This window comes from Bacillus sp. JZ39 (assembly GCF_053903145.1).
Window position 1 is genome coordinate 3,977,375 of sequence record NZ_CP096389.1, and the last position, 18,063, is coordinate 3,995,437.

Consider the following 18,063-nt stretch of genomic DNA (forward strand, 5'->3'; position numbering starts at 1 on the left):
CAAGCTACGTTTCGTTCAATAATTTTATGATAAATTAAAATTTATAGTACCAAAAAATCGCAATTTCATTTGCTGTTGGAAGATTGGAATAAAGCATCGAATCAACTGCACCTATTATAAAGTGATGTTTGGCATAAAAACGACAAGCTGAAACATTAATATCTTGTGTTTCAAGCATAAGGCCACAAAATTTATTCTCCTTTGCCCACTCAATCGCTTTATGTAATAATGCTGTTCCAACGCCTTTTTTTCTATAGTCTTTTGCAACGGCAATGTCCTCTATTAGTGCATACCCATTCCAGTTAGAACGAATCTTAATCCGGCCGATGCAGTTGTTTTCAACATAATATAAAAAAACCGCTTTTCCCTCTTCTTCAACATAACTAACATCCATTTCATCATCTTCATATTGTTTAAAATAAGGTTTAGAAAATCGTTCCTCAGTATATGTCCAAACACCGTTTTCAAAAGCAGGTATCATTCTCCCAAAAACAACGAAAGGTTCATTTGGTTTATTGAAATCTTTCAAATTCAATTTAGTCATTTTAATGATCATATCAATCTCCGCCAATCGAAATAATATTTAGTAAACTCGTTTCGATACTATTCAATAACAGCTTCCAAAAGTGCACTTTTTAGGAGAACAACACTAGGTAAGACATCCATTACCTTATATATATTTCACTATCTTATTGAGGTATTTCAACAGAGGCTTGTGGTACAGTAAAAATGCCCACTAACAATAAACTCAATGAGAAATATCATACTTCCTTCAACTCGCCCACAACCCTGTTGACTAGTATCCGTGGAGAGAGGAAGCTTTGACACAGCTTCTGCCAATGGTGACATCTCTATTGAAGTATCCAAAGGACAACCAAGGATCGCTCTTTGACTTTTTCAAGAAGAAAGTAGAGCGAATAAAGGAGTGATTGAGTATGTTAACAAGAGAAGATATCTTTAAACACGTCAAAGAAAAATACGGTACATCGCCTGATTACCCGTGGGAGAAATACCCAAACTATGCTTCTTTGAGACATACATCAAACAAAAAATGGTACGGTCTTATCATGAATGTTCTCCCAGAAAAATTAGGCTTGGATGGTCATGGCGAAATAGATATTCTAAATCTAAAATGTCCCCCTGAAATAAGTGATAGCTTAAGAAACGGGGAAAATATCTTACCCGGATATCATATGGATAAGGAACATTGGATTTCAATTGTTTTAGAACGGACAGATCCAGAAGGCGAAATCTATAACTTAATCGAGCAGAGCTTTCATTTAACCAAGTGAAGATAAAGAGTGTTCCTGCTAATCGAGCTGCGGAGAGTAGTGGGCACTTTCATTTTAGGATACTGTTCTTCACTCTGTCCACAAACGCAACTTAGTTCATCTGGTGCGAGAGTGGGAGAAGAATTTCAACCAACTTCTTATGTAAAAGGATGAATAGTTATGACAAATAACTTAAAACAGAGAAGAATCATTTTAGATTTAGCAGTTACTTTAGATGGTTTTATTGAAGGGAAAAATGGAGAAGTTGATTGGTGTATTATGGACCCTGATATGGGGTTTACTGATTTTTTAAATCAAATTGATACTATTTTATATGGTAGAAAAAGCTACGATTTATGGGGACAATACATTCCAAAAAATGAAGACCCTGATACAGAAAAGGAACTTTGGAAATTGGTTCATAGTAAAAAGAAATATGTTTTTTCCAGAACACAAAATGAGATTGATAATCAAGCCATATTTATAAATGATAATATTCTTGAAGAAGTAAATAAATTGAAGAAAAATCCTGGTAAAGACATCTGGCTATATGGTGGAGCGAGTCTCATTACAACTTTTATAAATTTGGGGCTTGTTGATGAATTTAGATTATCTATTCACCCTGTTGTTTTGGGAGAAGGAAAACCGTTGTTTATTGATGTAAAACAGAGGATAAATTTAAAAATGGTGAATACAAGAACATTTTCCTCTGGCGTTGTGCAAATCGTTTATCATTGGAATGGCTAACATTGTAAAGTAACACTCGACAGTAATCCTTCTTATTGAACTAAAGGGGAATCCATAAATAATGGGTTCCCCTTAATATACTATGGAATTATCAATATCAAATTTTCTGTAATAAAAGAGGATTGAAAAGGACGATGTCTCCTCAATTAACATCATTAAGCATTATAGTATATTTTCTTCTCCCTCTTTTAAGTAATCGGCTAAGTTTTGTATTTATAAAAAAACGAAAGAAGGTGATCCAATGCCTACTAACAATAAACCCAATAGATTAATCGCTGAGAAATCTACTTATTTTACTTCAACATGCTCATAACCCTGTGGACTGGTTCCCTTGGGGAGAAGAAGCATATGAAAAAGCGAAACGCGAAAACAAGCCTGTTCTGGTCAGCATCGGTAGTTCGACATGTCATTGGTGCCATGTCTATTAGAATAACCATAATAGATCTTTTATGACTCTATATTATCTATAGTTTTATAAACAATTTGATCTTTCCTAAGTATTATTTTCAAACCGAATTTTTATTATCTATCTCTCCTACTTATTTTTAATATCCTGATACACTTTCTCAAAAGTCTCGATTGGTAGCGAAAACTTAGTTGTTTTCTCGTTACGATAATTGATCACTATATCAATTTGATTACCTTTTTGCTCAAACTCAATAAATGCATTCTCCCATTTATCTCTGATTGATATTATACGATTGCCATTTTTCTTTTCCTTATAGATGTAATCCATTTTAACTCTCCTTCCAGAATCAATAACAAAACCTTATGTTATTAAAAGTCTACATTATCGACCGACAAAAGGTTTCGAAATAAGCAATCCTCAAAAAAGGAAGTAAATCATGACTTGCGTTTGGTGGCCCGGATAATCAAATCGTGTGGAACTCCATTAAAAGATAACAAAAGCCATTTTAAACGATAATACTATTTGTTCAAACAATACAGTTTACCTTTTATGTCATTCATTTTCTAAAAACTGCAATCCGTAACCATGCGGTAGCAGGTTTTTTTATTTGCTTGACTTAGAGTTAACTCTAAATTGTAAACTAACTTTAATTAAATGAGAGGGATGATGTTGTTGTATTCCATTAGTAAAGCTGCTGAGAAGACTAGTATTAGTTCGTATACATTAAGATATTACGAAAAGATTGGGTTACTTCCACCACCAAAACGAAAAAACAGTGGAAGGCGTTTTTATACGGAGACTGATATTCAGTTCATGTTATTCCTGAAAAGTTTAAAGGAAACAGGTATGTCTTTGGAGGATATTAATGAGTTTGTCAAAGACGGATGCATTTTGGAAAAAATCAATTCGGATGTTAAATCGGCACAACTCTCCCCATCTATAAATAAACGTATTGAGATTTTAACCAAGCACTTAGAGAAAATGGAAATTAAAAAAAGGGAGCTAGAAGAAGTGATTTCTACGACAAAAGGAAAACTGGATACATATTATTCAATTTTGAAAGAGGAAGTGGAAAACAAATGAAACATTTAAATATATACCTGATGTTACTTGGCTTCTCTATTTTTACAGGAGCTACTTTTAATCTTGCAAAATATACGGTTGGATATTTTTCTCCATCGTCTTCTGCGGCATGGCGTTTCGGTTTAGCTGCTGCGGTGATGCTCATCATTTTGATTTTTACTGAAGGTATAAAGAAGAGTCAATTACGGAAAAACGCCGTTTCATACATTGTTCTTGGAATTATAGGAATCTTTGGATTTAATGCCTTGTTTTTCGTTGGTTTAAAATATACATCTCCCGTTAACGGAGCATTAATAATGGGGCTGAATCCTTTATTAACAGCAATTCTCGCTCGAATTATCTTAAAGGACAAAATGACAAAAAAACAAGTACTCGGCATATTCTTTGCATTCATCGGTGTATTGTTAGTCATTACACAAGGTTCTATCGAAACCATTAAAACCTTATCAATTTCAGGAGGAGACTTAATAATCTTTACAGGTAACGTTTGTTGGGCACTTTATGGCGTACTTGGACGTCGGTTTGTAAAGGATGGTACACCGCTATCTACAACCACTTATACGATGGTTATCGGTGCTGTTAGTTTAATAGTAGTTTCCTTATTTACATCCAAACCTGTTTCTTTATCGAACATCCCGATTGGAGTTTGGGGGGCAATTGCTTTTATGGCTTTCTTTACAAGTGTTTTGGGTTACCTATGGTGGAATCAGGGGATTAAAGAGATTGGGGCTAGTAAAACATCTTTATTTTTCAACCTTGTTCCCGTTGTAACGATGATTATTTCATTTGCCTTTGGAACACCAATAAAGGTATTTCAAGTTATTGGGGCTGTGTTAGTTATATTAGGCGTTTTAACCGCTTCGGGGGTAATACATATTCCTAAGTACAATACTAAAGAACAGTCAGCTATATAAAGAAATAGGGAGTATTTTTGAGAAAATGTGTTAAGTTAAATATACACTAATTATAGGAAGAAGGTGATCCCATGCCAAACAAAAGTAAACCCAATAGATTAATCAATGAGAAATCACCATACTTACTCCAACACGCCCACAACCCTGTGGACTGGTACCCTTGGGGAGAAGAAGCATTTGAAAAAGCAACACGCGAAAACAAGCCGGTTCTGGTCAGCATCGGTTATTCGACTTGTCATTGGTGCCACGTGATGGCCCACGAAAGCTTTGAAGACGAAGAAATCGCGCGTCTTCTCAATGAACGGTTTGTGGCGATTAAAGTCGACCGGGAAGAGCGGCCGGATGTGGATTCTGTTTATATGAGAATCTGCCAGCTGATGACCGGGCAGGGCGGCTGGCCGCTGAATGTGTTTATCACGCCTGATCAGAAGCCGTTTTACGCGGGTACATATTTTCCAAAGACGAGCAAATTCAATCGTCCCGGTTTTGTTGATGTGCTTGAGCATCTGTCTGAGACGTTTGCGAACGACCGTGAGCATGTCGAGGATATTGCGGAGAACGCCGCTAAACATTTGCAGACCAAAACAGCCGCCAAATCAGGCGAAGGCCTTAGCGAGTCAGCGATTTCCCGGACATTCCAGCAGCTTGCCAGCGGGTTTGATACGATCTACGGCGGTTTCGGGCAGGCACCGAAATTTCCGATGCCCCATATGCTGATGTATTTGCTTCGTTATCATCACAATACGGGGCAGGATAACGCTTTATACAACGTGACGAAAACGCTGGACAGCATGGCGAATGGCGGCATTTACGATCATATCGGCTATGGGTTCGCCCGCTATTCGACCGATGACGAGTGGCTCGTTCCCCACTTTGAAAAAATGCTGTACGACAATGCGCTGCTGCTGACTGCTTATACAGAAGCCTATCAGGTCACGCAAAACAGCCGTTATAAAGAGATTTGTGAGCAGATCATTACGTTCATTCAGAGGGAAATGACTCATGAAGACGGAAGCTTTTTCTCTGCTTTAGACGCAGATACAGAAGGAGAAGAAGGAAAGTACTACGTGTGGTCAAAGGAAGAAATTCTGAAAACGCTCGGGGACGATCTCGGAACGCTGTATTGCCAAGTGTATGACATCACTGAAGAAGGAAACTTTGAAGGCAAAAATATTCCTAACCTCATTCACACAAAGTGGGAACAAATCATAGCCGATGCCGGGTTAACCGAAAAAGAGCTCAGTCTCAAACTCGAAGACGCAAGACAGCAGCTCTTGAAGGCACGCGAGGAAAGAACCTATCCGCATGTCGACGATAAAGTGCTGACCTCATGGAACGCGCTGATGATTGCGGGTCTTGCGAAAGCGGCAAAGGTATACCAGGAGCCGAAATATCTCAGCCTAGCGAAAGACGCCATCACATTTATTGAAAACAAATTAATCATCGACGGCCGTGTGATGGTCCGATATCGTGATGGCGAAGTGAAAAACAAAGGCTTTATCGACGATTACGCTTTTCTCCTATGGGCTTATCTGGATCTCTATGAAGCTTCGTTTGATCTTTCTTATTTACAAAAAGCGAAGAAACTGACAGACGATATGATCAGCTTATTTTGGGATGAGGAGCATGGCGGATTCTACTTCACCGGACACGATGCAGAAGCCTTAATCGTACGGGAAAAAGAAGTGTACGACGGCGCCGTGCCTTCCGGAAACAGTGTGGCAGCTGTTCAGCTGCTGCGTCTCGGGCAAGTCACAGGCGACTTATCACTGATCGAAAAAGCGGAAACGATGTTTTCCGTGTTCAAGCCAGACATCGACGCGTATCCGAGCGGCCATGCTTTCTTTATGCAAAGTGTGTTAAGGCATCTGATGCCTAAGAAAGAAATCGTTATTTTTGGCAGCGCAGATGATCCAGCCAGAAAACAAATCATAACAGAGCTTCAAAAAGCCTTTAAGCCTAACGACTCCATTCTGGCGGCAGAGCAGCCCGAGCAATGCAAAGACATTGCGCCATTTGCAGCAGACTACCGCATCATAGACGGCAAAACAACCGTTTATATTTGTGAAAACTTCGCCTGCCAGCAGCCGACAACAAATATTGAAGAAGCGATCCACACATTAATAAGCAGCAGGGATTAAGACCCTTGCTGCTTACTTTTTGATTTCTTATGGTACCATAAAGCGATCCCCGCAAACACAAGGTTGACCGCTATCGTAAAGAAAGCCTCCCACATCGGGTTCCCCCGCGTAACGGTAAACAGAGAAGGAATTCCTCCATACACACTGTTTTTTTCTGTAATAAACATACACAAAAACATATTATTCGCGGCATGGGCGCCAAGTGATATTTCGATGCTCCCAGTTTTAATCGTGTAATACGTCCACACAAACCCAAATGTTAAGTACTCAATTCCTGCCCAGACAGCGCCATTGTTCATTTCTGGATTCGCAAAATGCAATACGCCAAACAATCCTCCGACAATCAGTGTCAAAAATAGAGGATTTTTCGTCAATCTCCCGAAAGCTTGAAGCAAAAATCCCCTGAAAAATAGTTCCTCAGCTGATGTCTGAATCGGAACCAAAATGAGGGCAGCCGCTAGCAGCCAGATAAATCGTGATGCATTAAACTCTTGCATTGAATAGCTATCAGGATGAATCACAAAATCAATCAATTGTACGGCGATCATTAGCAAGAAATAAGCAATAAAACCAAAGGAAATTCTCCGCCAATTCATCTTTGAATTTGGTGTTATCACCGTTCGGAAAGGCCGCTTCAAAATAAAGCGCACAGCCAGCCAAACTCCCGGAATGGCGAATAAATAAATCACATGGGACAAATAAAGATCTACGAGAGGATCACTCAACACAGCTTCATCCAAATCAAACGTGATATTGGGATTCACAATAACCGTGAACAGTATAGCGAAAAGGTAAGCTATATTCCCGAATACATATAACCCTACCATCACCAAAAAAGCGAAAAAATATCTCCACAATGTATTGTTTCCTTCTATAGGACGGATAAATGAATTCATTCCTTCTATGTCTCTTCCTTTCAATGAGAATATTACTATATATTTGCATAAATTGGTCTATGAATCTACTGTTTTGGAAATCTTTTAAGCAAAATTAAAATATAAAGTGTGAATTTAGTTCTTCCATCTAGTGATTTGAACTCTGTTGCCAATGAACCAAGATACTTATAATAGTCCCAAGAGGGGAATTTTCAGTCTTTTCTTACTACTTAAAAGGGGGTTTTTTATGAATACGATCTTCAAACAAAAGAATACACATCCTTTCTCAAACGCAGCGAATCGTTTAGACCGCCTTCCGATTTCACGCGTTCATTTCCAAGTGTTAACCGCTCTCGGCATTGTTTATTTCTTTGATCTCGCAGATTTATTTACCCTCAGCAATGTAGCGCCGGCACTGATTGAACATTGGGGCATCCCGCTTTCAACTATTGCTAACGTAACGGCTGCTTCGTTTTTAGGCATGTTTTTAGGCGCTTCACTGGGCGGACGGCTGTCCGATCGAATCGGCCGCAAAAAAGCCTTAAATCTATTTGTCTTTGTTTTCTCAATCGCATCGCTATGCAATGCTGCGGCATGGGACATTCCATCTTTAATGACATTCCGTTTCCTCACCGGATTTGGCGTTGCAGCCGCCATGGTCATTACGAATAGCTATTTGGCGGAATTTTTCCCTTCAAGTGTACGTGGAAAATATATTTCTTTTTGTGCCATGATTGGATTGATTGGGGTTCCGATCACCAACATTGTGTCTGCCTTTGTCATTCCTCTTGGTTCATGGGGATGGAGGCTAGTATTTGTATGGGGTGCCGTCGGCCTTATTTATTTTTTCTTCATCCGCCGTCTGGAAGAGTCACCTCGCTGGCACGAAAATCGCGGGGAATATGCGAAAGCCGATGCGATCCTCAACCGAATTGAGGAACAGGTTGAAAAGGAGAAAGGCCCGCTTCCGGCAGCATCCCAGCCTAAAGTAAGCGAAACTGTTAAGCAGAATGCAGGTTACGCCGGCTTATTGAAAGGCAGAAACCTCAAAATCACCATCGTATTATCTGCTGTATGGATTTTTGAAACGTTTGGGTTTTACGGATTTGCTTCATGGGTTCCAAGCCTGCTAAAAAGCAATGGCGTAACCATGGAAAATACATTATGGTATAACGTATTGCATTCCGTCGGCGCTCCACTTGGCGCACTGCTCGGCTCCATGATTTCCGAAAGATTTCAAAGAAAATGGATTTTAGCTGCGAGTGCGTTTCTGACGGCCATCGCCGGGCTCTTATATGGTATGACTTTTATTCCCATCATGATCATTGTATTTGGTTTTATCGTGAATATCACAGAACGGGTCTTTACCTCGAACTTATACGCCTATACATCTGAACCTTATCCGACTGAATACCGCTCGTCTGGCAGCGGTTTAGCCTATGGTCTTGGCCGTTTTTCAAACATTTTTGGCTCATTGCTTGTCGGATTTATTGCCGTTCAGCTCGGCTATATCAGCGTCTTCTTATTTATTGGGGGCTGCTGGCTCGCATGCTCCTTGCTGTTAATCTTCTTCGGCCCTAATACGAATGCAAAACAGATTTAAAAAAGTCAGTGCGGATCTGCCGCACTGATCTCATTACAATTGCTTCAAAATCCTTGCGGGGTTTCCGCCTACAACAGTATTAGCGGGTACATCCTTAGTGACAACAGATCCAGAAGCAATCACTGCGTTATCACCGATTGTCACTCCCGGGTTAATCACCGCCCGGCCTCCAATCCAAACTTGATCTCCAATTGTCACAGGCTTACCGAACTCCTTCCCGGATTTCCTTTCGATCGGATCAAGAGGATGACCGGCCGTGTAGATATGTACACCTGGCGCAATCAAACAATGACGGCCGATACGCACCTCACACACATCTAAAATGACACAGTCAAAATTAACAAATGTATGATCTCCGATATGAATGTGATAGCCATAATCACAGCGGAATGTCGGCAAAATCGTGACTTGATCCCCAACCGAACCGAGCAGCTCCTTCAAAAGCTCCGTCCGCACTGCATCATCTTCCGGTGTTTCGTTATATTGTCTAATCAGCTGTCTCGCATGCTTGCGTTCTAGTAATAGTTGTTGATCTTCCGAATTGTATAATTCTCCGGCTGCCATTTTTTCTTTTTCTGTCCTCAGCATGTAAGTCACTCCAGATGTCAGATTGTAATCTCGATCAAATTTCCTTCATCATCCTCAATCACACTTTCATAGTAGCCGTCTCCTGTTGTCCTCGGGCCGTTTACTACTGCGAAACCATCCGCCTTCAATCGATCAGTCAGTTCGTCAACTTTCTCCCGGCTCCCAACGGAAAAGGCAATATGTGCCCAGCCTGTCATTGTTTGTGAGGGCGGATCGATCACATTCCCTTTTTTCATAATCTCCAGCCTTGCTCCGGAATCAAACGTAATAAAATAAGACTTAAAATCTTTTTTCTCATTATGATACAAATCATTCGCTTCGCCATTAAAATACGATTCATAAAAAGACTTCATTCGCTCTAAATCATTGACCCAGACCGCTGTATGTTCAATCTGCATTTCTTCCTCCTCCTTCGCCTTCAATGAAGTTATAAGGTATGAAATGCATTTCAGTTCAAGCTTTTTTCTTAAATTTATGCTGAATTTTGATATCAGCGGGTTCATCCTGCAAAAATAGAGAAAATGCTGCGATGCCGAGCTGCTCAAGATTCAAATCAAGCGACGGAAAACCAAGAACACGGCTGATAGAAGTATTTCCCTCGCCTATGATTTCAACATCCCAATTATTCTTTTTGGCAAATAGATGAATTCCAGCTGCCACTTCATCACTATTTGCATAAATAGCAGTCGGAACTCGCCCGCTCATATAAAAATGTTCAGCTGCCAGCTCACCATCATTCATATCGTTGCATCCGGACAGCATATGGTGGTCTTCCAACCTTCCGCAGACAGCTTTATAGGCCGCAGCTTTATCAGCCGTGCTCGGGCTCCTATCAGCTTCTCTGACACACGTAAAAGCAATATTCTCATGCCCGCGGCTCTTTAAATAGCGAAAGCTCTCTGCATAAGCAGCTTTTCTGTCATTAGAAGCACAAGGGACATCAATGTCTCCGGTATCCTCACAAGCGATGACTGGCCCATATTCCTGATAAGCTAAAATGCTGTCCCAATGATTGGCGCGGGAAGTAATGATGAGACCGTCTATTTTCTTCGTTCTTAACAGCTCTAAATATTTGATTTCAATATCGGGGTTATAATTGGTGGGGAGAAGGGTCGTTGCATACTCATGCTGAAAAGCCGCCTTGGTGATTCCGTTAACGATTTTATCAAAGCAGGGATGATCGCTATAAGGCAGAATCACACCGACCGTATGGGTTTTCCCGCGAATGAGATCGATTGCGGTTCGATTTGGTGTATAATCCAATTCCTTCATGACTTGATGAACAAGCTTTCTCTTTTCTTCAGATACATACGGATGATGATTCAATACACGCGAGACAGTCGAAACAGATACATTTGCCAGTCTTGCGATCTCTTTTATATTTGCCATCTCTTTCTCCTTTTCATATAAAAAAAGCAGTAAGTGTAAAATCCTTACTGCTATCTCATCATATATTGATGATAAGTTCAACAGGACAATGGTCGGAACCCATGACGTCCGCTGATATGCTGGCATCTTCAATCTGTTCCTTAAGGCTTTCAGAAACAACAAAATAATCAATCCGCCATCCAATATTTCTGTCCCGGGCGCCGGCACGATACGACCACCAGGAATAAGCGCCTTCAAGATCAGGATAAACATGACGAAAAGAATCAACAAAGCCAGCTTCTAAGAAACGAGTGAATGCCCCTCTTTCTTGATCTGAAAATCCAGCGTTATTCCGGTTCGCCTTTGGATTTTTCAAATCAATCTCCTGATGGGCTACATTCAAATCACCGCATAAAATCACTGGTTTTTTCTGATCCAATTCAAGAATATAAGACAATAAAGCCTCTTCCCATTGCATGCGGTAATCAATCCGCTCTAATCCCCTTCTGGAATTGGGCGTGTAAACAGTCATCACAAACACGTTTTCAAATTCCAGCGTAATCACTCTGCCTTCTTGGTCATGCTCTTCTACTCCGATACCGTAGATGACCTGCAGCGGTTCTTGCTTAGAAAAAACAGCTGTGCCGGAATATCCTTTTTTCACTGCATAATTCCAGTACACATGATAGCCTTCAGGCTGGAGATCAACCTGGCCGTCCTGTATCTTCGTTTCCTGAAGACATATAATATCTGCATCCTCTTCTTTCAAATAAGAGAGGAAATCCATTTTTCTCATCACAGCCCGCAGGCCGTTTACATTCCATGAAATCAACTTCATGTTTCATCCTCCCCCCTATAAAAAAGAGCAAGAACCCGAAGGTCCTTGCTCTTTACATATCAGCTTACTCACCGCTTACGTATGGAAGTAAAGCCATTTGACGTGCGCGTTTGATCGCTGCAGTCAATTTACGTTGGTATTTAGCGTTTGTTCCAGTTACACGACGTGGTAAAATTTTACCGCGCTCAGAAACAAACTTTTTAAGAAGATCTACATCTTTGTAGTCGATGTGCGTGATACCGTTAGAAGTGAAATAACACACTTTACGGCGTTTCGCACGACCGCCTCTGCGTCCTCCTGCCATTGTCATTTCCCTCCTTTCTTTTTCATTTTAGGCGATAATCACATTAGAATGGAAGATCATCATCCGAGATGTCAATCGGTTTGCCGTCGTTGGCAAATGGGTCATCATTAAAGCTGTTCCCCTGATTGCGTCTCTGGTTGTTTTGATTTCCCCCAAATGGATTATCATTTTGGCCTCCGCCAAAGTACTGGCCTCCGCCGCTGTTTCCTTCGTTGTATCCACCTGAACCAGAACCGCCGCCGTTTTTCGGCTCAAGAAATTGAACACTTTCAGCTTGGACCTCTGTCACGAAGACACGCTGTCCTTGCTGGTTTTCATAGTTTCTTGTTTGTAAACGGCCATCTACGCCTGCAAGGCTTCCTTTTTTCAAGAAGTTTGCAACGTTTTCGGCTTGTCTTCTCCAAGTGACACAATTAATGAAATCGGCCTCACGTTCTCCGGACTGGTTCGTAAATGTACGATTCACAGCAAGAGTAAACGTAGCAACAGCCGCACCGTTTGGCGTATAACGAAGCTCTGGGTCTTTTGTCAGTCTTCCGACTAATACAACTCGGTTAAGCATAAGAAAGACCACCTTTTACCATTATATATTTCAAAATTGCTTATTCTTCTTCTTTAACAACAATGTGGCGAATGATATCGTCACTGATCTTAGCTAGACGGTCAAATTCTTGAACTGCCGCAGCGTCAGATTGAACGTTTACGATTTGGTAGAAACCGTCGCGGAAATCGTTGATTTCGTAAGCAAGACGACGTTTACCCCAATCCTTTGTTCCAGTGATCTCCGCACCGTTAGAAGTCAGAACGTTGTTGAAACGCTCGATAACTGCTTTTTTAGACTCTTCGTCAATGTTTGGGCGGATAATGTACATAACTTCGTACTTTCTCATCTGTTTGCACCTCCTTTTGGACTAAGCGGCCCATAATGGGCAAGGAGCAATAATTCTATTACTCACAATTTTATATTATACCAAAGCTCTTGTCCCTTTACAACTGCATCCTATACATTAAATCGGAAATGAATAACATCTCCGTCTTGGACCACATATTCTTTCCCTTCAAGGCGGACTTTTCCTGCCTCTTTAGCTCCTGCCATACCGCCGCCCGCAAGAAGATCCTCATAAGCAACTGTCTCAGCACGAATGAAGCCCCGCTCAAAGTCACTATGAATAATTCCTGCACACTCAGGGGCTTTCATGCCTTTTTTGAATGTCCAAGCTCTGACTTCCTGTTCTCCGGCTGTGAAATATGTTGCGAGGCCGAGAAGAGAGTAAGACGCTTTGATCAGCTGATCAAGACCTGATTCTTGAATGCCCAGCTCTTCCAAGAACATTTGCTTTTCTTCGCCTTCAAGCTCAGCGATTTCAGATTCGATTTTTGCACATACAACGATAACTTCTGCATTTTCGCCGGCAGCGTACTCGCGAATCTTCGCTACATTTTCATTGCCAGATGGATCAGCAACTTCATCTTCACTTACGTTGGCCACGTACAAAATAGGCTTCGAAGTCAGTAAATGGAGCTGCTTCACAAGCTTTTGCTGCTCCTCAGTGAATTCTACAGATCGAGCAGGCTTTTCACTCTCAAACGCTTCTTTCAGTTTAGATAAAATCTCAAACTCAAATACAGCGTCTTTATCTTTTTGCTTCGCAAGCTTGCTGACGCGTGTAATCCGCTTTTCAACCGTTTCCATATCAGCGAGGATCAGCTCAAGGTTGATCGTTTCAATGTCATCAATCGGATCAACCTTTCCGGAAACGTGTGTAATGTTGTCATCGGAAAAAGCACGGACAACGTGGCAAATCGCGTCAACTTGGCGAATATGAGATAGGAACTTGTTGCCGAGTCCTTCTCCTTTAGATGCGCCCTTTACAATCCCTGCAATATCAGTGAATTCAAAAGCAGTCGGCACAGTCTTCTTCGGGTTGACCAGCTCAGTCAGCTTTTGCAGACGATCATCCGGCACCTCTACAATTCCCACGTTCGGATCAATTGTACAGAACGGGTAGTTGGCTGATTCGGCACCGGCCTGTGTAATTGCGTTAAATAGTGTTGATTTTCCGACGTTCGGCAAACCAACAATTCCAGCTGTTAAAGCCATTCTTTCATCTCCTCTATATAAAACCGTCATTGTATGAGCGTATTTTGAACCTAGAGCAATTATAAGGAGGTTCACTGGAAAAGACAAGCTGACAAAAAAGCATTTTCAGCCTGCCAATCCCTTTGATTATGCTTTTTTCAAGCCTACTAAACAGTCAAAAAGCGTACTTCCCATTCCATTATCAGAATTTGTATCATTTGTCAGTGCATTGACTGACCCTCCAAAAGCCGCCCACATGCCTTCATCTATATTAATCGTCTTCGCATGAGCCTGTTTCATCACTTTCACCTTGCCCTTCAAGCGTCCGCGGTCATTAAAGATGACAACCTCGTCTCCATCCTGAAGATCCTGCTCAGCCGCTATATCTGGAGAAATATCGACCTGAACGTGCTGAAGCTTTTCAATAAACGGCACATGCTGTGAATGATTGGAACGCTGCGGATGAATGGATAAGAGCGTATAAGGGTACTTTCCAGCTAACTCCTCATTATGGAAAACAGATTCTTCGGGCACATTTAATTGAAGCGAGCCGCTAAATCCTTTTTGCTCAGCAAGCGACGAAGTAAATTCAAATTTTCCACTCGGCGTCAAAAACTGATAATCATCCCACGGCACCTGTTTTACTGGAAGAGGGAGGTGGCCTTTTTCTTTTAAACGCTCAAGTGTCACATCCTCTGCTTCCAATGAAGAAAGCCCCATCTCTAAAAATTCTTGAGTGCTGTATTCAAACAGCTCGCCAAACCCAAGACGTTTTGCAAGCTCTGACCAGATCCAGCTGTCCGATTTCGCTTCACCCTGCGGCTCCACAAGCTTCTTCCCGTACTGAACATAATGATGATACATACTGGAATAGTAGATATCTTCTTCTTCAAAAACAGTGGCAGTCGGCAAAACATAATCACACAGCTCTGCGGTATCCGTCATAATGGAATCAATCGCGACCGTCATTGGAACCTTTTCAAATGCTTGTCTCACCTTATTTGTATTCGGCACCTGAGTCAGCGGATTTCCGCACGTCACAATAATCATCTCAATCGCAGGATCAGCAGCGGTCAACACTTCTTCAGCCTGTGTCATCATTGAAAAAGAACGGGATGTTGTTTTTAATTCCGGCAGCGTCAGCTTTGTTTTTGCAAAGCTCTCACCAATCTGGACATTTCCGAAATTCGCGCCGCCGCCCTTAATTCCGACATTTCCGCTTGCCGCCACAAGTGCATCAATCCAACGAATCGTTCCCCCGCCGTTTTTATATCGCTGCATGCCAAGCCCCATAAAAGTAGACACCGGACCATCAGCATACAAACCTGCCAAATACTCCAGCTCCTCCATAGAAGTTTCTGTTTTCACAATAAACTCTTCCAGAGAAACGGTCTTCAAAAGCTCTTTCACATCATCAAAACCGACAGAATGCTCAGAAATAAACGTTTCATCCGTTCTTCCCATCTCAATCAGAACCTTCAAAACGGCTGCCGCAAGCCAGCCGTCCATTCCAGGCTTTACAGAGATATAGCGGTCGGCAAGCTTAGCAGTCGGGTTGAAGATCGGATCAATCACCGTAATCGTGGCGCCCTTCTTTTTCACCTGCTGCAAGTGATGGTATAAGTGCATATTTGTTCTTGATACATTTCTTCCCCACACAACAACATGCTTGCTGTTGTAAATATCAAGCGGTCCGTGACCGTACGAACGGCCAAAATCCCAGCTTTGCGCCTCGATACCGGAGCCCCAGCATATGCTTCCGACGATTTCGGTCACGCCGCCATATCCATTAAAAAAACGCTGATCAAGCGCTTTTAACAGACCGTTATTCGCATAATCATGGCTGTGCAAAACAGCAGTCGTCTCCGACGTTTCCTTGATTTCCCGAAGTTTATCGGCAATTTCATCAAGTGCCTGCTCCCAAGAAATCCGCACAAACTCGCCATTTTGTTTTTTCATTGGATAGCGAAGCCGATCAGGCGAATTTGTTTTTGTCTCAAGCATTCTGCCGCGGCCGCAGATTTTACCTTCCGTAATCGGATGGTTTGGATCTCCGTCCACTTTTGTTACCTTTCCATCATCAACAGTCACCAAAAAGCCGCAGCTGTCCCAACAATTCAGCGGACATGCCGACTGATGCACTTTGCTCATCGCCGTCTTCTCCTTACCTTCTATATGAAAAAGCATGAGTGTCGGCCTATTTATGAAGTAGGCTCCTCATGCTTGACTAGTACTTTTTTTAGTTTTCTTTCAAATTCTCTTCTCGGAATCATAACACTGTGAGAGCATCCCTCACACTTAATTCGAATATCCATTCCCATGCGTATAATTTTCCAGCTGTTCGCTCCGCATGGATGCGGTTTTTTCATTTCTACGATATCATTCAGGCCAAAGTCTTTATCCGCCAAGACCCTTCACCTCTTTTCCTAAACTGCTGTATCTATTGTACAAAAAAACTGATCATAAGAGCAATCAAGATACCCGAAAAGAAATACATCCTCTTATTTCCATTTACTCAAAATAGGATATAAGAGCAGACAAACTAACAAATACAAATTGAGCATCCCATATATCGGATACAAGAACGCGATCAAATCAGAAAATCCGAAAGAAGTAAAAGGTACCATTAACACTAACAAAATCAACACAATCATCCATCTCGGCATATGAATAAACGCCATCAGCCGGCTGGACAAACCCAGCAAACCAGCTACCGTCGTCGTGTAAATCGCCAGGCACAGCACCGCCGTCATACATAAAAAAAGGAAATAAGGCGCACCCTCCAGAACGGCAAACAGCGGTATTTCAAACTGAGAAAGGGAGCCCGCCAGCTCCACCAACGTTTCATTATAAACAAATGAGATCACGCCAAAAATAAGACCGCTTGCCACACTTGCGATTTTTGCTTCTCCGAGCCCTTTCATCTCTTTCCCAACAGAGGATAAAATCGCAACAACTGAAAGGATGTTTAAAGAGGTAAACGTAATGCTCGCAGGCCAGTTATACTGCTGGGACAAATCAATCGTCCACGTATGGTGATGTGTGCTCTGAAAGGAGATCAGCGCATATAAAAGCCCCGCTACTAACACAGGAATCAAAATACTATTTATAGATAATATTCCTTTCACATCCCACAAAAACAAACACACTGTCACGATGCAAATCAGCGTGATTCCCCACCAGAAAGGAAGCTTGTACATTTGCAGGGTCACACCGCCTCCGGCAATCATCACCATAGTCGTCGAAAACAAATAAAAAATGATGAGGACATCATAAATTTTCGCCAGCCATGGCCCCATTAAATGCTCCAGAACCGGCAGAAAATGAGTGGATTGAACCTTAAAACTGATTTTCATCACAATATAAGACGAGAAAATGAACATGATTGTAAACAGCACAATAGCAAGTCCGCTTTCCGCCCCAAAAAACTGCCATATCTCCTGACCGCTCGCATATCCGGCCCCGATCAGGCTCCCTAATATGAGCAGCATCCACTTCATTCCGGCTCTCCACAACACTATCACCTCATAGACAAAGTTCAGCTTGTTCCCGTTATTTTTACTATATAAATAAAGGAAAGCAAAAATGCCATATTTTCATAGACATTTGAACACAAGATGAAATTATCATACGAAATACATATAAAAAAAGACTGCTAATACGGCAGTCTAAAAAGAGATATTTATTTGTTTGTCCGCGGAATGAAGAAGTGAACTTCACTCTTCACTTTTTTCTAACCATTCCTACCTATTCAAGTGTTTCATAAGCAGACCATTGCTTGATCATGATCGAGGCAATGGGGGACAATACTTGTAATCGCCCACTAACCATTCATATCATGC

General features: G+C 41.6%; 20 protein-coding genes and 1 pseudogene. 7 read left to right on the top strand and 14 right to left on the bottom strand.

Annotated features, from left to right (window positions below):
• Positions 1-34: 34 nt before the first annotated feature.
• Positions 35-556 (bottom strand): streptothricin N-acetyltransferase SatA, encoded by a 522-nt coding sequence (gene satA, locus M1D65_RS20415; protein ID WP_064671674.1) that lies wholly within the window; start codon positions 554-556, stop codon positions 35-37.
• A 379-nt stretch (positions 557-935) separates the two neighbouring features.
• Here satA and M1D65_RS20420 point away from each other — a divergent pair, with 379 nt between their 5' ends.
• The 3 genes and pseudogenes from M1D65_RS20420 to M1D65_RS20430 form a co-directional block, all read left to right on the top strand.
• Positions 936-1,292: an MmcQ/YjbR family DNA-binding protein gene (locus M1D65_RS20420; protein ID WP_021481096.1), complete on the top strand. Its 357-nt coding sequence runs from the start codon at positions 936-938 to the stop codon at positions 1,290-1,292.
• Between the two features lie 159 nt (positions 1,293-1,451).
• The gene (locus M1D65_RS20425) at positions 1,452-2,018 is read left to right on the top strand and encodes a dihydrofolate reductase family protein (protein ID WP_021481097.1); all 567 of its coding nucleotides are present in this window, start codon (positions 1,452-1,454) and stop codon (positions 2,016-2,018) included.
• A gap of 241 nt (positions 2,019-2,259) precedes the next feature.
• Positions 2,260-2,440, top strand: a pseudogene (locus M1D65_RS20430) (DUF255 domain-containing protein); the annotation flags it as partial.
• Positions 2,441-2,553: 113 nt separating this feature from the next.
• Here the strand turns inward: M1D65_RS20430 and M1D65_RS20435 are convergent.
• Complete coding sequence (locus M1D65_RS20435; protein ID WP_021481098.1) at positions 2,554-2,754, bottom strand: hypothetical protein; 201 nt, start codon at positions 2,752-2,754, stop codon at positions 2,554-2,556.
• 339 nt (positions 2,755-3,093) lie between these two features.
• Between M1D65_RS20435 and M1D65_RS20440 the strand changes: the two genes are divergently transcribed.
• The 3 genes from M1D65_RS20440 (at position 3,094) to M1D65_RS20450 (ending at position 6,565) form a co-directional block, all read left to right on the top strand.
• Positions 3,094-3,510 carry a MerR family transcriptional regulator gene (locus M1D65_RS20440; RefSeq protein ID WP_010886646.1) on the top strand — a complete coding sequence of 139 codons (417 nt, stop codon included), beginning with the start codon at positions 3,094-3,096 and terminating at the stop codon, positions 3,508-3,510.
• Positions 3,507-4,424 (top strand): DMT family transporter, encoded by a 918-nt coding sequence (locus M1D65_RS20445; protein WP_064671672.1) that lies wholly within the window; start codon positions 3,507-3,509, stop codon positions 4,422-4,424. Before M1D65_RS20440 ends, M1D65_RS20445 begins: the two co-directional genes overlap by 4 nt.
• A gap of 71 nt (positions 4,425-4,495) precedes the next feature.
• Positions 4,496-6,565, top strand: coding sequence for a thioredoxin domain-containing protein (locus M1D65_RS20450; protein WP_456270713.1), 2,070 nt, complete (start codon positions 4,496-4,498; stop codon positions 6,563-6,565).
• Here the strand turns inward: M1D65_RS20450 and M1D65_RS20455 are convergent.
• Positions 6,562-7,461 (bottom strand): CPBP family intramembrane glutamic endopeptidase, encoded by a 900-nt coding sequence (locus tag M1D65_RS20455; protein WP_032724963.1) that lies wholly within the window; start codon positions 7,459-7,461, stop codon positions 6,562-6,564. The two genes, M1D65_RS20450 and M1D65_RS20455, sit on opposite strands and share 4 nt — an antisense overlap.
• A 226-nt stretch (positions 7,462-7,687) precedes the next feature.
• Between M1D65_RS20455 and M1D65_RS20460 the strand changes: the two genes are divergently transcribed.
• The gene (locus M1D65_RS20460; RefSeq protein WP_021481103.1) at positions 7,688-9,043 is read left to right on the top strand and encodes an MFS transporter; all 1,356 of its coding nucleotides are present in this window, start codon (positions 7,688-7,690) and stop codon (positions 9,041-9,043) included.
• 33 nt (positions 9,044-9,076) lie between these two features.
• Here M1D65_RS20460 and M1D65_RS20465 read toward each other — a convergent pair whose 3' ends face one another.
• The 11 genes from M1D65_RS20465 to M1D65_RS20515 all read right to left on the bottom strand — a co-directional run bounded on the left by M1D65_RS20465 (position 9,077) and on the right by M1D65_RS20515 (position 17,739).
• Positions 9,077-9,631: a sugar O-acetyltransferase gene (locus M1D65_RS20465; protein ID WP_032722825.1), complete on the bottom strand. Its 555-nt coding sequence runs from the start codon at positions 9,629-9,631 to the stop codon at positions 9,077-9,079.
• Between the two features lie 17 nt (positions 9,632-9,648).
• Positions 9,649-10,029, bottom strand: coding sequence for a VOC family protein (locus M1D65_RS20470; protein WP_032724962.1), 381 nt, complete (start codon positions 10,027-10,029; stop codon positions 9,649-9,651).
• 55 nt (positions 10,030-10,084) lie between these two features.
• The gene (ccpB, locus tag M1D65_RS20475) at positions 10,085-11,020 is read right to left on the bottom strand and encodes a transcriptional regulator CcpB (RefSeq protein ID WP_064671670.1); all 936 of its coding nucleotides are present in this window, start codon (positions 11,018-11,020) and stop codon (positions 10,085-10,087) included.
• A 58-nt stretch (positions 11,021-11,078) separates the two neighbouring features.
• Positions 11,079-11,837 carry an exodeoxyribonuclease III gene (gene xth, locus M1D65_RS20480; RefSeq protein WP_064671669.1) on the bottom strand — a complete coding sequence of 253 codons (759 nt, stop codon included), beginning with the start codon at positions 11,835-11,837 and terminating at the stop codon, positions 11,079-11,081.
• Between the two features lie 64 nt (positions 11,838-11,901).
• Positions 11,902-12,141, bottom strand: a complete 240-nt coding sequence (gene rpsR / locus M1D65_RS20485; protein ID WP_003219224.1) for a 30S ribosomal protein S18 — start codon at positions 12,139-12,141, stop codon at positions 11,902-11,904.
• A gap of 43 nt (positions 12,142-12,184) precedes the next feature.
• Positions 12,185-12,703 carry a single-stranded DNA-binding protein SsbA gene (gene ssbA / locus M1D65_RS20490; protein WP_003219228.1) on the bottom strand — a complete coding sequence of 173 codons (519 nt, stop codon included), beginning with the start codon at positions 12,701-12,703 and terminating at the stop codon, positions 12,185-12,187.
• Between the two features lie 40 nt (positions 12,704-12,743).
• Complete coding sequence (gene rpsF / locus M1D65_RS20495) at positions 12,744-13,031, bottom strand: 30S ribosomal protein S6 (protein WP_003244064.1); 288 nt, start codon at positions 13,029-13,031, stop codon at positions 12,744-12,746.
• Between the two features lie 110 nt (positions 13,032-13,141).
• Positions 13,142-14,242, bottom strand: a complete 1,101-nt coding sequence (gene ychF / locus M1D65_RS20500; protein WP_003242727.1) for a redox-regulated ATPase YchF — start codon at positions 14,240-14,242, stop codon at positions 13,142-13,144.
• A gap of 126 nt (positions 14,243-14,368) precedes the next feature.
• Positions 14,369-16,372, bottom strand: a complete 2,004-nt coding sequence (locus M1D65_RS20505) for a molybdopterin-dependent oxidoreductase (RefSeq protein WP_070548336.1) — start codon at positions 16,370-16,372, stop codon at positions 14,369-14,371.
• A gap of 50 nt (positions 16,373-16,422) precedes the next feature.
• Positions 16,423-16,629 carry a DUF951 domain-containing protein gene (locus M1D65_RS20510; RefSeq protein WP_003226838.1) on the bottom strand — a complete coding sequence of 69 codons (207 nt, stop codon included), beginning with the start codon at positions 16,627-16,629 and terminating at the stop codon, positions 16,423-16,425.
• 93 nt (positions 16,630-16,722) lie between these two features.
• Entirely contained in the window at positions 16,723-17,739 is a 1,017-nt protein-coding gene (locus M1D65_RS20515; protein ID WP_010886647.1) for a YkvI family membrane protein, read from the bottom strand.
• Positions 17,740-18,063 lie beyond the last annotated feature (324 nt).